Annotated in this window: 13 protein-coding genes, 1 tRNA gene and 1 pseudogene; 10 read left to right on the top strand and 5 right to left on the bottom strand. The window is 72.8% G+C overall.

Translation table 11 applies throughout. The features are described from left to right. Positions 1–38 precede the first annotated feature (38 nt). The 4 genes from ACZ3I3_RS20460 to ACZ3I3_RS20445 all read left to right on the top strand — a co-directional run bounded on the left by ACZ3I3_RS20460 (position 39) and on the right by ACZ3I3_RS20445 (position 3,908). Positions 39–578: a hypothetical protein gene (locus ACZ3I3_RS20460; protein ID WP_467366997.1), complete on the top strand. Its 540-nt coding sequence runs from the start codon at positions 39–41 to the stop codon at positions 576–578. A 334-nt stretch (positions 579–912) separates the two neighbouring features. Beyond that, positions 913–3,054, top strand: coding sequence for a DEAD/DEAH box helicase (locus tag ACZ3I3_RS20455; protein WP_467366995.1), 2,142 nt, complete (start codon positions 913–915; stop codon positions 3,052–3,054). 159 nt (positions 3,055–3,213) lie between these two features. Then, positions 3,214–3,286 (top strand) — tRNA-Lys (locus ACZ3I3_RS20450). A gap of 163 nt (positions 3,287–3,449) precedes the next feature. Then, a complete protein-coding gene (locus ACZ3I3_RS20445; protein ID WP_467366993.1) occupies positions 3,450–3,908 on the top strand; it encodes a MarR family winged helix-turn-helix transcriptional regulator in 459 nt (152 codons plus the stop codon). A 9-nt stretch (positions 3,909–3,917) separates the two neighbouring features. Here ACZ3I3_RS20445 and ACZ3I3_RS20440 read toward each other — a convergent pair whose 3' ends face one another. Then, positions 3,918–4,778, bottom strand: a complete 861-nt coding sequence (locus ACZ3I3_RS20440) for an RNA polymerase sigma factor SigF (RefSeq protein ID WP_467366992.1) — start codon at positions 4,776–4,778, stop codon at positions 3,918–3,920. 328 nt (positions 4,779–5,106) lie between these two features. After that, the gene (locus tag ACZ3I3_RS20435) at positions 5,107–5,601 is read right to left on the bottom strand and encodes a MarR family transcriptional regulator (RefSeq protein WP_399415717.1); all 495 of its coding nucleotides are present in this window, start codon (positions 5,599–5,601) and stop codon (positions 5,107–5,109) included. Positions 5,602–5,766: 165 nt separating this feature from the next. On the opposite strand from ACZ3I3_RS20435, the gene ACZ3I3_RS20430 reads away from it, so the two are divergent. From ACZ3I3_RS20430 to ACZ3I3_RS20410, 5 genes are all read left to right on the top strand, one after another. Further along, positions 5,767–7,005 carry a PP2C family protein-serine/threonine phosphatase gene (locus tag ACZ3I3_RS20430; RefSeq protein ID WP_467366989.1) on the top strand — a complete coding sequence of 413 codons (1,239 nt, stop codon included), beginning with the start codon at positions 5,767–5,769 and terminating at the stop codon, positions 7,003–7,005. Between the two features lie 116 nt (positions 7,006–7,121). Next, on the top strand, positions 7,122–8,021 hold the full coding sequence (locus tag ACZ3I3_RS20425) for an STAS domain-containing protein (protein ID WP_467367310.1): 900 nt from the start codon (positions 7,122–7,124) through the stop codon (positions 8,019–8,021). Then, positions 8,018–8,461: an STAS domain-containing protein gene (locus tag ACZ3I3_RS20420; RefSeq protein ID WP_467366987.1), complete on the top strand. Its 444-nt coding sequence runs from the start codon at positions 8,018–8,020 to the stop codon at positions 8,459–8,461. The genes ACZ3I3_RS20425 and ACZ3I3_RS20420 overlap by 4 nt, the downstream gene beginning before the upstream one ends. After that, on the top strand, positions 8,461–8,904 hold the full coding sequence (locus ACZ3I3_RS20415) for an anti-sigma regulatory factor (RefSeq protein ID WP_467366985.1): 444 nt from the start codon (positions 8,461–8,463) through the stop codon (positions 8,902–8,904). The genes ACZ3I3_RS20420 and ACZ3I3_RS20415 overlap by 1 nt, the downstream gene beginning before the upstream one ends. Further along, a complete protein-coding gene (locus ACZ3I3_RS20410; RefSeq protein ID WP_467366983.1) occupies positions 8,904–9,980 on the top strand; it encodes a SpoIIE family protein phosphatase in 1,077 nt (358 codons plus the stop codon). Before ACZ3I3_RS20415 ends, ACZ3I3_RS20410 begins: the two co-directional genes overlap by 1 nt. A gap of 362 nt (positions 9,981–10,342) precedes the next feature. Here the strand turns inward: ACZ3I3_RS20410 and ACZ3I3_RS20405 are convergent. From ACZ3I3_RS20405 to ACZ3I3_RS20395, 3 genes and pseudogenes are all read right to left on the bottom strand, one after another. Beyond that, positions 10,343–10,837 (bottom strand): annotated as a pseudogene (locus ACZ3I3_RS20405) (MarR family winged helix-turn-helix transcriptional regulator); the annotation flags it as partial. Between the two features lie 116 nt (positions 10,838–10,953). Continuing rightward, positions 10,954–11,595: a GTP cyclohydrolase II gene (locus ACZ3I3_RS20400; RefSeq protein WP_467366981.1), complete on the bottom strand. Its 642-nt coding sequence runs from the start codon at positions 11,593–11,595 to the stop codon at positions 10,954–10,956. 152 nt (positions 11,596–11,747) lie between these two features. Further along, positions 11,748–12,263 carry a MarR family winged helix-turn-helix transcriptional regulator gene (locus ACZ3I3_RS20395; RefSeq protein ID WP_467366980.1) on the bottom strand — a complete coding sequence of 172 codons (516 nt, stop codon included), beginning with the start codon at positions 12,261–12,263 and terminating at the stop codon, positions 11,748–11,750. Between the two features lie 98 nt (positions 12,264–12,361). Between ACZ3I3_RS20395 and ACZ3I3_RS20390 the strand changes: the two genes are divergently transcribed. Beyond that, positions 12,362–13,522, top strand: coding sequence for a dihydrofolate reductase family protein (locus ACZ3I3_RS20390; protein WP_467366978.1), 1,161 nt, complete (start codon positions 12,362–12,364; stop codon positions 13,520–13,522). Positions 13,523–13,595: the final 73 nt, after the last annotated feature.

Here is a 13,595-nt window from a genome sequence, read left to right as displayed (position 1 = left end):
GAGGTGTTGACTCCATCACCCTTCCCGGAGGTGGCCCCGTGCGCCCCTTGTACGTTCCCGTCCGCCTGGCCGCCACGGTCGTGGCCGTCGCCGCTGCCGCCGGCTGTATGAGCGTCGGCGACGACGACGCGGGAGGGAGCGCCAGGCCGTCGCACTCCGCCGGACGGCACGGCGGGGAGGCGCCCGACGGCGGGTCCGCGGCAGCGGGCGGCGGTACCGGGGTCGGTGCTGCGGCGGCCGACGGCGAGCGCGGGCACGGCAAGGGCAAGAAGGGGAAGAAGGGCAAGGACGGCGGGGCGGGGGAGCAGGCGTCTCCGGGCGTGTCGCCGTCCGCCGTGGTGAGCGCGTCCGCGCCCGGGCGCGACAAGCCGGGGAAGCCGGTCAAGCCCACACCGAAGCCGCCGGCTCAGCCGACGCCCACCCGGACGGCCGAACCCGAGCCCACGCCGACGCCGACCGAGGTGACGACGTCGCCGGAGCCGTCGGACAAGCCGGAGCCGTCGTCGTCGGCGCACGAACCGCCGGGGCCGCAGCTGGCGCAGCGGGAGCCGGCACCGGAGGCGGGGTCGCCGGCGTAGCCCTGCCGGCTCGTGCCGCCGGGCGGGGACGATTCGGGCGGGAACAATTCCGGGGGGCGGTAGGTTGGCAGACCACGGGAGGTTCTCCGGGCCACTGGCCGGCGGAGCGTCCCAACTGTCTCCTGCGGAGTCCGGTTTGCCTTATGGGACCCGGAGTGCGTATGGTGGCAGATCGTTTGATCCCATCTTGCCCGGCGCCACTGCAGAGCGCGCCGTGTGGCGCGTACTCTCTCCCTTGCCGTGGTGGACCGCATTGAGGCGGTCGTATTGCGAATCGCGAATCACGGAGTTGACGGGCGCGTGCCGACGAGACTCCGGAAGGTTTCGCATTCGCATGTCCATCGCCAGTACTGATCACGTCGTCGTGCCCGAGAACGAGGCAGCCGAGGACGCCCCCGAGGTCACTTTCGCCGACCTCGGTCTCCCCGAGGGCGTCGTCCGCAAGCTCGCGCAGAACGGCGTGACCACCCCCTTCCCGATCCAGGCCGCGACCATCCCGGACGCCCTGCTCGGCAAGGACATCCTCGGCCGGGGCCGCACCGGCTCCGGCAAGACCCTCTCCTTCGGTCTGCCCGCCCTGGCCACGCTGGCCGGCGGCCGCACCGAGAAGCACAAGCCGCGCGCCGTCATCCTCACGCCGACGCGTGAGCTCGCCATGCAGGTGGCCGACGCGCTCCAGCCCTACGGCGACGTCCTCGGCCTCAAGATGAAGGTCGTCTGCGGCGGTACGTCCATGGGTAACCAGATCTACGCCCTTGAGCGGGGCGTCGACGTCCTGGTCGCCACGCCGGGCCGGCTGCGCGACATCATCAACCGCGGCGCCTGCTCGCTGGAGAACGTGCAGATCGCCGTTCTCGACGAGGCCGACCAGATGTCCGATCTGGGCTTCATGCCCGAGGTGACGGAGCTGCTGGACCAGGTCCCCGCGGGCGGTCAGCGGATGCTGTTCTCCGCGACCATGGAGAACGAGATCAAGACCCTCGTCGACCGGTACCTGAACAACCCGGTCAGCCACGAGGTCGACGCCGCCCAGGGCGCCGTGACGACCATGTCGCACCACATCCTCATCGTGAAGCCCAAGGACAAGGCGCCGGTCACCGCGGCCATCGCCTCCCGCAAGGGCCGCACGATCATCTTCGTCCGGACCCAGCTGGGCGCCGACCGCGTCGCCGAGCAGCTGCGCGACTCCGGTGTGAAGGCCGACGCGCTGCACGGCGGCATGACGCAGGGCGCGCGGACGCGGACCCTGGCGGACTTCAAGGACGGGTACGTCAACGTGCTCGTCGCCACCGACGTCGCGGCGCGCGGCATCCACGTCGACGGCATCGACCTGGTGCTGAACGTGGACCCGGCCGGCGACCACAAGGACTACCTGCACCGCGCGGGCCGTACGGCGCGTGCCGGCCGCACGGGCACGGTCGTGTCGCTCTCCCTGCCGCACCAGCGGCGTCAGATCTTCCGGCTGATGGAGGACGCGGGCGTCGACGCCGGGCGTCACATCATCCAGGGCGCCGGCGCCTTCGACCCGGAGGTCGCCGAGATCACCGGCGCCCGGTCGATGACCGAGGTCCAGGCCGAGTCCGTGGGCAACGCCGCGCAGCAGGCCGAGCGTGAGGTCGCCCAGCTCACCAAGGAGCTGGAGCGGGCGCAGCGGCGCGCGAACGAGCTGCGCGAGGAGTCCGACCGACTGCTCGCGCGGGTCGCGCGGGAGCGCGGCGAGGAGCCGCAGGCGGCGGTGTCCGGGGAGTCCGCGGAGGTTCCGGCCGGCGTCGAGCTGTCGGTGCCGGAGCAGCGGACCGCGCAGGACGTGGAGCGCGCCGAGGTTTCCTCCGCGCCGTACGAGCGTCGGGAGCGGCGCGAGGAGCGCGGCGGGGCCGGGCGTGACCGGTACGCCGACCGGGACCGGTCCTTCGACCGCGACCGCGGTGGCCGCTCCTCCGACCGTCGTGACGACCGTGGCGGGCGTTCGTTCGAGCGCCGTGACGACCGCGGTGGGTTCAACCGTGACCGGGACAGGGACCGCGACCGTGGTGGTCGTTCCTTCGACCGTCGTGACGACCGTGGCGGTTTCCGCCGGGACGACCGGGGCGACCGCGGTGAGCGCGGCGGGTTCCGTCGTGACGACCGTGGTGGCCGCTCCTTCGAGCGTCGTGACGACCGTGGCGGGAGCCGTCCGTTCGAGCGTCGTGACGACCGTGGCGGCAGCCGTCCGTTCGAGCGTCGTGACGACCGTGGCGGGAGCCGTCCGTTCGAGCGTCGTGACGACCGCGGCGGCTTCCGCCGGGACGAGCGCACGGGGCACCGCGGCAGCGACCGTCCCTTCAACCGCGACCGCCGGGACGACCGTCCGGGCTTCCGCGCCGGCGGGCACGACCGTCCCGGGCACGACCGCCCGCAGGGCCGTCGTGACGACCACCGTGGCGCTGGTTCCTTCCAGCGCCGCGAGGACAAGCCGCGCTGGAAGCGCAACGGCTGACGCAGACGCGTGACGAGCGCCGTGGCCCCCTTCTCCGGGCGGGCTGCGGCGCTCCGCCGTTTCCGGCGGGTGTTTTCACACCTCCGGCACGGCCGGGTCACCGATACCCGATCGGAGACTCGGCCTCGTCCGGCTATGCTCGTGGGGGCAACATCGCCTGGGCCCTTAGCTCAATTGGCAGAGCAGTGGACTTTTAATCCATTGGTTGTGGGTTCGAGTCCCACAGGGCCTACCGAAGGCGGGCGGGGGAAACATCCCCCGGCCTGCCACGCGGCGCCCGGGTCGGCTTCGGCCGGCTCGGGCGCCGCTGTGTTTCCCGAAGGTCCTTGACCTCAAGCGAGGTTGAGTTTCTACGGTCGGTCGGGTCGAAGTAGCCCAGATCGAGAGGACCTGCCGTGGAGTACTCACACAGCGATGCCGAACTGATCCAGCAGCCCATCGGCTACTGGAGCTGGGCCGCCTACAAGGCTGTCGTCAGCCGCACCCGGGCCGCCCTCGCGGGGGTCGGCACCACGCAGCCGCAATGGTGGGTCCTCGCCCAGGTCGCACGAGCCGACCGTGCCAAGACTCGGCACGAGGTGTCCCGCCTCCTCGAGAACTACCTCGACACGGGCTCGGAATCCATGGAGCGGGAGATCGACGTCACGATCGCCCAGGGCTGGATCACCGAGGACTCCGAGGGGCGCCTGGCCCTCACGGAGGAGGGCCGGGCCTTCTACGACAAGGCCGCGGCACTCCAGGACGAGCTGTGGGCGGAACGGCACGCGGGCATCTCCGACGAGGAGTACCTGACGACCCTCAAGGTGCTGCAGCGGTTCATCCACAACACCGGCGGCCGCGCCTGGCACCACTGAGGGTGTCCGCTAGCCCGTCGCCAGCATCCCCGAGCGCAGGCGGGCCACTGTCCGGGAGATCAGGCGGGAGACGTGCATCTGGGAGATGCCGAGGCGCTTGCCGATGTCCGCCTGGGTGAGTTCCTCGACGAAGCGGAGGTGGAGGATGAGGCGCTGGCGCTCGTCGAGTTCGGCGACCAGGGGGGCCAGCGCGTGGAAGTCCTCGACGAGTTCGAGGGCCGGGTCCTCCTCGCCGATGAACTCGGAGAGCGTGCTGTCGCTGTCCTCCGAGTCGCCGGTGACCGCGGCGTCCAGGGACGAGGAGAGGTAGCCGTTCGCCGCGACCTGGGCCTCGACGACCTCCTCCTCCGTGAGGTTCATCAGCGCCGCCAGCTCCCCGACCTTGGGCGCGCGGCCGAGGCGGGAGGCCAGTTCCTCGGTGGCCTTGGCGAGCTCCGTACGGGCCTCCTGGAGGCGGCGCGGCACGTGCACGGCCCAGGACGTGTCGCGGAAGAACCGCTTGATCTCGCCGATGATGTACGGCACCGCGAAGCTGGTGAATTGCACCTCGCGGGAGACCTCGAACCGGTCGATGGCCTTGATCAGCCCGATGACGCCGACCTGGACGACGTCCTCCATGGACTGGCCGCTCGCACGGAACCGGCGGGCCGCGAACCGCACCAGCGACATGTTCATCTCGATGAGCGTGTTGCGCGCGTACTGGTATTCGGGGGTGCCCTCCTCCAGCACGGCGAGCCGCTCGAGGAACTGCCCGGTCAGCTCGCGCGCGTCCTGCGGGGCGAGCTTCTGGGGCTCGGCGATCTGCGGCAGTTCCTCACCGGTGTCGGTGCCGGAATCCGTCGTCGTGCCGATGCGCGTCGTCGCCGTCACGGGCCCTCCCTCGTCGTCCGGCCCGCTCTCGTCCCCCGTCAGGCCACCTCCAGGCCGCTACCCCCGGTCGCCCCTCTCATGCCCCGTGTTCTGCCCGCCGAGACGTTGACCACAGTCGGTGCAGGTCGGGGCGGTGACGGGGTACCCGCACGGTCGGCTCACGGTACGGGCAGGAGGGCGGGGCGGTGCGGCACGAAGGAGTTGGCGACGGGACACGTGGGGCCGACAGTTGTCGTTTGACAACTATAGTCGTGGGACAACAATCTAGCGTGACGTGTGGGCGCGGGGGAGGATCCGGAATGTTCGTCCCGGTGCCACGACGGGCGGTTCAGGCAGTGCGGGTACCGGACGCGGTGGAGTCGTCGGTGTCGTCGTGTATCTGGGCCGCGGCCGCGTCGCAGAACGCCTCCAGCCCTTGCAGCAGCGCGACCCGCTTGGCGGCGGGCATCTGGTCGAGCACGGCGCGCAGCGTCTGCTCCCGGCGGACGCGCAGGTCGGCCAGGAAGGCGCGGCCCCGCCCGCTGAGGTGCAGCTGCACCTCGCGCCGGTCCGCCGCGCTCACCACGCGTTCGACGAACCCGGCCGCCTGGAGCCGGTCGCACAGCCGGCTGGTGGAGGGCGGGGTGGAGGCGAGGGAGTCGGCGAGGGTGCGCAGGTTGATGCCTTCGTGGTGCTCCAGGATGAGCAGCACGCGCAGCTGGGACGCCGAGGCGGGTGCCGTGGAGGCCCGGCCCCAGAGGACTTCCAGCAACTCCGCGGCCGTGGAGGTCACACGTGCGACCTCTGCTGGCTCAGGGCGGGGTCGGAGGGAAGTCACAGTCACACTCTCGCAGTCACCGGGATGGCCGTCAGCGTACTAGGCGTGCCGCGACACGGGACCGTCACCGGCCCTCCGGACCGAGGGCCGTGTCCGAGGGCCCCGGAGATGTCCCGAGTGAGTCCGGAGTGATGTCCGACGAGGATCAAGGATTGGGCTTCGACCATCGTGATGACGATCGTGAACAGACTCGTCGCCGCCGAGCGCGCCCTGCGCACGGCGGCGCCCCATCAACTGCTGGACGCGGTCCGTCGTGTACTGACCGATCAGTACGCGGCGGACTCCGTCGAGCTGTATCTGGCCGACTACGGACTGACGGTGCTTCAGCCGGTGTCCGTGCCGCCGCACACCCTCCAGCCGGTGTCCGTGGCCAACAGCCCGGCGGGCCGGGCCTTCGGCGCGCAGGAGCCGTACGTGGAGACCCTGCCGGGTGACTCGGCCGGCGGGGTGCGCGTGCATCTGCCGGTCACCGTGCGCGGCGACCGCCTCGGCGTGCTGACGGTGACCCTGCCGGGCGGCGAGCACGCCGACGGCCGCCTCGGCGCGCACACGGACGGCCGCATCGGCGAACTGGCCGAGATCGCCGAGGTGCTCGGGCACGAGATCGTCGTGGCCGAACGGGACACCGACCTGTACCTCCAAGCGCGCCGCAGGGACCGGCTCACGCTGGCCGCCGAGATGCAGTGGCAGTTGCTGCCGGGCCGCTCCTGCGTCCGCCCCGAGTACGAGCTGGGCGCCCAGCTGGAACCGGCGTACGCGATCTTCGGCGACAACTTCGACTGGTCCGCCACGGCCGACCGGCTCAGTCTCTACGTCACCAACGGTATGGGCGAGGGCATAGAGGCCTCTCTGCTGACGAACCTGGCGATCAACGCCCTGCGCAACGCTCGCCGGGCCGGTCTCCCCCTCGCCGACCAGGCGGCCCTGGCCGACCAGGCGGTGTACGCCCACTACCGGGGCCGCTGCTACCTGTCCGTACTCATGCTGGACATCGAGCTGGCCACCGGGCGGGTCCGGGCCGTGGACGCCGGTTCCCCGCGGCTGCTGCGGCTGCGCCGGGGCGCGGTGGAGCGGGTGCCCTTCGACGCCCAGCTGCCGCTCGGCATGTTCGAGGAGACCGACTACGTGGCCCAGGAGTTCACGGTCGAGCCCGGCGACCGGCTGGTCTTCGTCAGCGACGGGGTGTACGACGTCGCCTCCCCGGGCGGTGAGGCCTACGGGGACGCGGCCCTGGCCCGGGCGATCCAGTCGACCCGGCTGCTCCCGGCCGCCGAGGTCCCCCGGGCCGTCCTTCGCGAACTGTCCGGCCACCGCGGCAGGTCCGTCCCGGACGACGACGCCCTGGTGGTGTGCCTGGACTGGCGTGGGCGGGAGGGACCGGGGAAAGCGGAGGCCAGGGGATGTGGGTGAGCGGCCGTTTGGCGGAGCCGTACACCGGCCCTAATGTTTGTCATACGGCAAGTAACGGCTGAGGTGCCGCAGCGCGACCTCGGTCCGGCCCGTGCAAGGGAGCGATGCAAGTGTCGGTGTCGGTATCGGAAGAGAACACGGAACAAGAGCCGCCCGCACAGCAGGTGAGTGCCTTCCTCGAACGGCGCCGGGAGCAGGTCGCCCAACGGTGGGCGGACGCCGCGCTGTTCCGCACGGTCTTCACCGTGTCCCGCGACGAGGCGGTGGAGGCGGGCAGGTCCGTGGCGGCGGCGCTGGCCGCGGTGGCGGCCACCGGGCGGCTGGACGACCTCCGGGCCTCCGGATTCGCGGCGGTGCGCGACCAGTTGGGGCGGATGGCGGCCTCCCGCGCCCGCATGGGCATCGACACGGACGGGCTCGCCGACGAGGTGGCCGCCCTGCGCGAACCGGTGACCGAGCTGCTGCGCGCCGAGTTCCCCGACCCGCACGCCCCCGAGGCCCAGGAGTGCGTGCTGGCGCTCACCGTGCTGATGGGCACGCTGCGTCTGGTCGTACTGGAGACGACGGTCAGCGCGGGCCAGGAGGTGATCGCACGGCAGCGCGAGCAGCTGCACGAAGTGGCCACCCCGGTGATCAAACTCTGGGAGAGCACCGTCGCCGTACCGCTGATCGGCACGCTGGACAGCGCGCGCAGCCAGGTGGTCATGGAGAGCCTGCTGGACGCGATCGTCGCCGAGCGCGCCCGGTTCGCCATCCTCGACATCACCGGCGTGCCCACGGTCGACTCGCTGGTCGCCCAGCACCTGATGAAGACGGTGGCCGCGGCCCGGCTGATGGGCGCCGAGTGCATCGTCTCCGGCATCCGGCCCGCGATCGCGCAGACCATCGTCCAGCTGGGCATCGACCTCGGTACGGTGCTCACCCGCGCGAGCCTGGCGGACGCCCTGGCCTACGCGCTCAGCCGGCAGGGCGTCGAGATCGCGCCGCTCCGGACGGCCGACGCGGGCACGCGATGACCGGCCCCTCGGGGAACGGGCCCGCGGGATCCGGGCCCCCGGTCGCCGGGCCCTTGGGCGGGCACGGTTTCACGGTTCCGGTCCTCCGGCTGGGCGACATCCTGCTGGTCACCCTCCAGGGTGAGCTGCATGACGGGATGGCCGAACAGCTCCAGCAGGACATCACCGACCGCATCGCGCACACCCGGGTGACCGGCGTGGTCATCGACATCTCCGGCGTGGACATCGTCGACTCCTTCCTGGGGCGGGTCCTCGCCGAGATCGCCGCCGGAGCCGGACTGCTGGCCGCCCGTACGGTGCTGGCCGGGATGCGCCCCGCGGTGGCGATCACCCTGGTCGAGCTGGGGCTCACCCTGCCCGGACTGCGGACGGCCCTGGATGTCGAACGCGCGATGGAGCTGCTCACCGCGGGTGAGCGGCAGGGCGAGGGGAGTCCGTGATGCGGGCCTCCCGCCATGCCGTCCCGGCCAGCCTGCCGATCGGCTCGGACGCCGACCTGGCCTGGGTACGGCAGCAGGTCCGGCAGGCCGCCGCCGAGCTCGGTTTCGGACTGGTGCAGCAGACCAAGCTCGTCACCGCCGCCAGTGAGCTGGCCCGCAACACCCTCGTCCACGGCGGGGGTGGCCATGTGGAGATCACCCCGCTGGAGACCGGGCCGTCGCCCGGCCTGCGGCTGGCCTTCGTCGACACCGGGCCCGGCATCCGCGATCTGGACCGGGCGATGACCGACGGCTACACCAGCGGCGGCGGGCTCGGACTCGGCCTGAGCGGGTCCAAGCGGCTGGTCCAGGAGTTCGAGGTGGACAGCCGGCCCGGTGAGGGGACCACCGTCACCGTCACAGCCTGGGCCACGGTCGTGCCGTCGGCCCGGCCGGGGTCGTGATGAGCAGGGTGTGGGACGTGCCGGTCGACGACTCGACCCGGGTGCGGGACGTCCGGGTCGCGGCCGAGGAGGCCGGCGCGTGCGCCGGGCTCGGCCCGCACCGCATCGCGACCGCCGCGCTGGTGGCGACGGAGCTGGCGACCAACCTGGTGCGGCACGCGGACGGCGGGTACGTCCTCATCAACCTCGCCGAGAGCGCCCCCGCCGACGGCCGGCGCCTGTCCGTGCAGCTCGTCGCCCTCGACCACGGCCCGGGCATCCCGGACGTCGCGGCGGCGATGCGCGACGGTTACACGACCGCGGCCTCCCTGGGCGCCGGCCTCGGCACGTGCCGGCGCATAGCGAACGACTTCGACCTGCACAGCGCCCCCGGCCGGGGCACCGTGGCCATGGCCCGTATCGACCACGAACCCCCCGCCGGCCGGTACCGGACGGCCCCGCGGGGGCCGCGTGCCGGTGGCGTCAACGTCCCCCTCGGCCGGGCCGAGTACTCCGGCGACGCCTGGAGCCGGGTCCGCACGGGTGACCGCCTGACCCTGCTGCTCGCCGACGGGCTCGGTCACGGACCCAAGGCGGCGGAGGCGTCGGGCGCCGCCGTGGACGCGCTGCGCGACGTGGCCGACCGGCCGCCCGCCGAGATGCTGCGGCATCTGGGCCGGTCCCTGCGCCGCACCCGGGGCGCGGCCGTCGCCGTGGCCCAACTGGATCTCGGGTCGGGGCTGTTGCACTTCGCCGGGATCGGCAACGTCGGCGCCCGGCTGCGCACCGACGGCAGCTGGAAGGCGATGCTGTCCCAGCCCGGCATCGTGGGCGCGCAGGTCCCGGCGTCCGTGTCCGTGCAGCGGGTGCCGTGGCGGGACGACAGCCTGCTCGTCCTGCACAGCGACGGCCTGCCCGGCCGCTGGACGCCCCCCGACGACACCGTGCTCCTCGGGTGCGATCCGGCGGTGGTGGCCGCGGTGGTCCTCCGCGACGCGGGCAGCGCGGCCCGCCCGGTGCGGGACGACACGTGTGTGGCGGTGCTGGGCGGGGGTGGGGGCGGGGACGGCGGGGGCCGTCAGGGCTCGGGGGGTTGAGGGGCGGACCTTCCGTTGTCACGGCGTTACGGCCCGCCGGTCGGGTCGGTCCTGCGAGTTGGGTCGGTCCGGCGGGTCGGCTCGGTCCCGCGAGGCGGGTCGCCCGTGTCGGCCCTGGTGTCCCGGTCGGCCCCGGTGTCCCGGTCGGTTCCGGCGGGCTGGTCGGTCCCGGTGGCCTGGTCGGCTCCCGTCTCCTGCTCGGTCCCGGCGTTCTGGCCGGTTCCGGCGTCCCGCTCGGTCCCGTCATCCCGGGTGGCCTCCGTGTCCCGCTCGGTCCCCTCACCCCGCTCGGTCCCCTCACCCCGCTCGGTCCCCTCACCCCGCTCGGTCCCCTCACCCCGCTCGGTCCCCTCACCCCGCTCGGTCCCGTCGACGCCCGGGATCCCCGCGCCCCGTGCCGCCAGGAACCCCCGCAACCCCCGGCTCAGCGCCACCCGTTCCGCCGGTTCCATCGCCGCCAGTGCCGTGGTCAGGGCCCGTGCCCGGCGGCCGGCGACGTCGCCCAGGACGTGCTGCCCGTGCGTGGTGAGCCACAGTTGCACCTCGCGTCGGGTGTCCGGGTGCGGGGCGCGTTCCAGGAGGCCGGCCGCCGCCAGGCGGTCGCACAGGCGGCTGGCCGTGGGAAGGCCGATGTCGAGTCGGTCCGCCAGGGCCGTCAGGTTCAGGCCGGGCGCCGCCTCCAGGGTGCGCAGTGCCCGCAGCTGGTGCAGAGACAGCCGCAGGGTCGCGTCCTGGGCGGCGACCGACCACAGAGCCGTCAGGCTCTCCACGGCGTCGGCGATCTGTGCCGCCACGGCCTCCGGGCCATCGCCCCGTCTCCTTGCCCGGGGATCGCCGGGGCCGCCGAGATCGGTCACGAACGGTCACTTTCCATAAGCTCCGGGTACTGCAGAGGTCGCCCTCTTTCAAAGGCTGTACCCGATGAGCCGAGGGGCAAGCCGCCCCGTTCACGCGCCCGGCCGGGCCGGGAGGCTCAGCCCGCGCTGAGCCCCGTCAGCGCGGCGAGCGGCAGCGTGTGCTGGGTCTGGAGGACCTTCGCGCGCAGATACCGGACGTTGTGCGCGGTGGTGAAGACGCCCGTGGGGACGCGGTCGCGGACGGCCACGCCCAGGTCGCGCAGCTGGGCGGCCTTGTCGGGGTTGTTGGAGAGCAGGTCCAGTTCGCCGACGCCCAGAGCCCGGAGCATCTGGGCCGCCGCCGTGTAGTCGCGGGCGTCCTCCGGCAGCCCCAGGGCCGCGTTCGCCTCGTAGGTGTCGAGGCCCTCGTCCTGGAGGGCGTACGCGTCGAGCTTGTTGTAGAGGCCGATGCCCCGGCCCTCCTGGCGGAGGTAGAGGAGCACGCCGCCGCGCTCGGCTATGCGCTCGACGGCCTCGCGCAGCTGCGGTCCGCAGTCGCAGCGGGCCGAGCCGAACACGTCCCCGGTCAGGCACTCGGAGTGCAGCCGCACCAGCGGAACCGGCCCGGGCTCGCCCAGGACGACGGCCACGTGCTCCTGGCCGTCGGCCAGGCCGTGGAAGGTGACGACCTCGGCGTCGACCTCGTAGCCGTCGTGGAAGCGCAGCGGGACCCGGACGCGGGAGCGCGGGGTGGCGAGGACAACGGGGGTGTCGGGCATGCGGGGCCTCCGGGTTCCGTTCCTGTTCGGCTGCACAGCCGTCGGCTTGCAGTCTGCTTCAGATTTGAAGCAGATCCACGTCCGGAACCCTACCCTTGCTTTAAATTTGAAGCAATGAGGGGCGGTGAGGTCGAAGTGTGTTGTGACGTGAGTCACGAACAGGTCGTGGAGGACCTCCGTCGCCACGGCACATCGTCCGACGCCGGCCGCGTCCCGTCCTCCTGGAGCCCCTGCGCGATCGCCGTGGAGATCTCCTCCAGCTGCCCCACCTGCTCCTCGCTGAGCCGGTCGAACAGGAAGCTCCGCACCGTCTCGACATGCCCGGGCGCCGCCCGGTCCAGTACGGCGAACCCGTCGTCCGTCAGGGCCGCGATGCTGCCCCGCTTGTCGTACCGGCAGGCCTCGCGCCGCACCATGCCGTCCTTCTCCAGCCGCGTCACCGCGTACGTCAGCCGGCTGCGCGTGATTTTCAGGCGCTCGGCGAGATCGGTCATGCGCAGCCGCCGCTCCGGGGACTCCGACAGGACCGACAGGATGGAGTAGTACAGGTGCGGCATGCCGGCGTCCTGCTGGAGCTGCCGGTCGATCGCGTCCTCCAGGAGCAAGGAGGCGGCGATGTACGCGCGCCAGGCGCGTTGCTCCTCGGGGGTGAGCCAGCGAGTCGTCATGCACCCAGTGTAGGTTTGTTTCAAACTTGAACCAAGCCCCGTCCTGTCAGCCCGCCGTCCCGCCATCCGCCACGAGTTTCCACGAGCCGGGAGCTTCGATGCCCCACCCGTACGTCCTGCTGTCCGCCGCCGTCTCCCTCGACGGCTACCTGGACGACACCGGCCCCGAACGCCTGCTCCTGTCCAGCCCGGCCGACTTCGACCGGGTCGACGAGGTCCGGGCGTCCGTCGACGCGATCCTGATCGGCGCCGGCACCGTCCGCGCCGACAACCCGCGCCTGCTGGTCAACTCACCCGAGCGGCGCGCCGCTCGGGTGGCAGCCGGCCTGCCGGAGTACCCCCTCAAGGTCACGGTCAGCGGCTCCGGCGACCTCGACCCGGCGGCGCGGTTCTGGCACACCGGCGGCCGGAAGGTCCTCTACACCACCGACAAGGGCGCCGAACGCGCCCGTGCCCTCGGCCTCGCCACTGCCGATGGCACCGATGCCGCCGACGCCACCGACGTCGTCCCGCTCGGCGCCGACCTCGACTGGCGGCGGCTCCTCACCCACCTGCACGACGTCCGGGGCGTACGACGTCTCATGGTCGAGGGCGGCGGCCTGATCCACACCCAGCTCCTCACCCAGGGCCTGGCCGACGAACTCCAGCTGGTCCTCGCCCCGCTCTTCGTGGGCGACCCCGGGGCACCCCGCCTCTTCGGGCCCGGCGGCTACCAGTCCGGCCGGCTCCGGCTGCTGGAGACCCGGCGGATCGAGGACGTGGTCCTCATGCGCTACGAGCCGACCGCCCCCGGCACCGGCCCCCTGCCCGCCGCCGCCGACCACCGCTGGCTGGCCCTCGCCTGCGAACTGGCCGCACAGTGCCCGCCGTCGGACACGGCGTTCAGCGTCGGCGCGGTGGTCGTCGCGGCCGACGGCACCGAACTGGCCCGGGGCCACTCCCGCGAGGGCGGCGACCCGCTCGTGCACGCCGAGGAGGCGGCCCTGGCCAAGCTCGACCCGGCCGACCCCAGGCTCACCGGCGCGACGGTCTACAGCAGCCTGGAACCCTGCGCCCGCCGGGCCTCCCGCCCCGCACCCTGCGCCCGGCTGATCCTCGACGCGGGCGTACGACGCGTGGTCACGGCCTGGCGTGAGCCGGACACCTTCGTGGCGGACGCCGACGGCAGCGGCCTGCTGGCGGCCGGGGGAGTGGAGGTCCTCGTCCTCCCGGAGCACGAGGAGCGCGCCAAGGCCCCGAACCGCCACCTGACGCACTGAGCGCGGGCCGATCGGCCCAACAGATCCTGCGGCCCGGCCGCCTCACGGGTCACGCTGCCTCCAGGGCCGGTAC

This window comes from Streptomyces sp. NPDC016851 (assembly GCF_055562795.1).
Note: the sequence above shows the minus strand (reverse complement) of the source record. Positions and strands in the feature narration are given on the sequence as shown.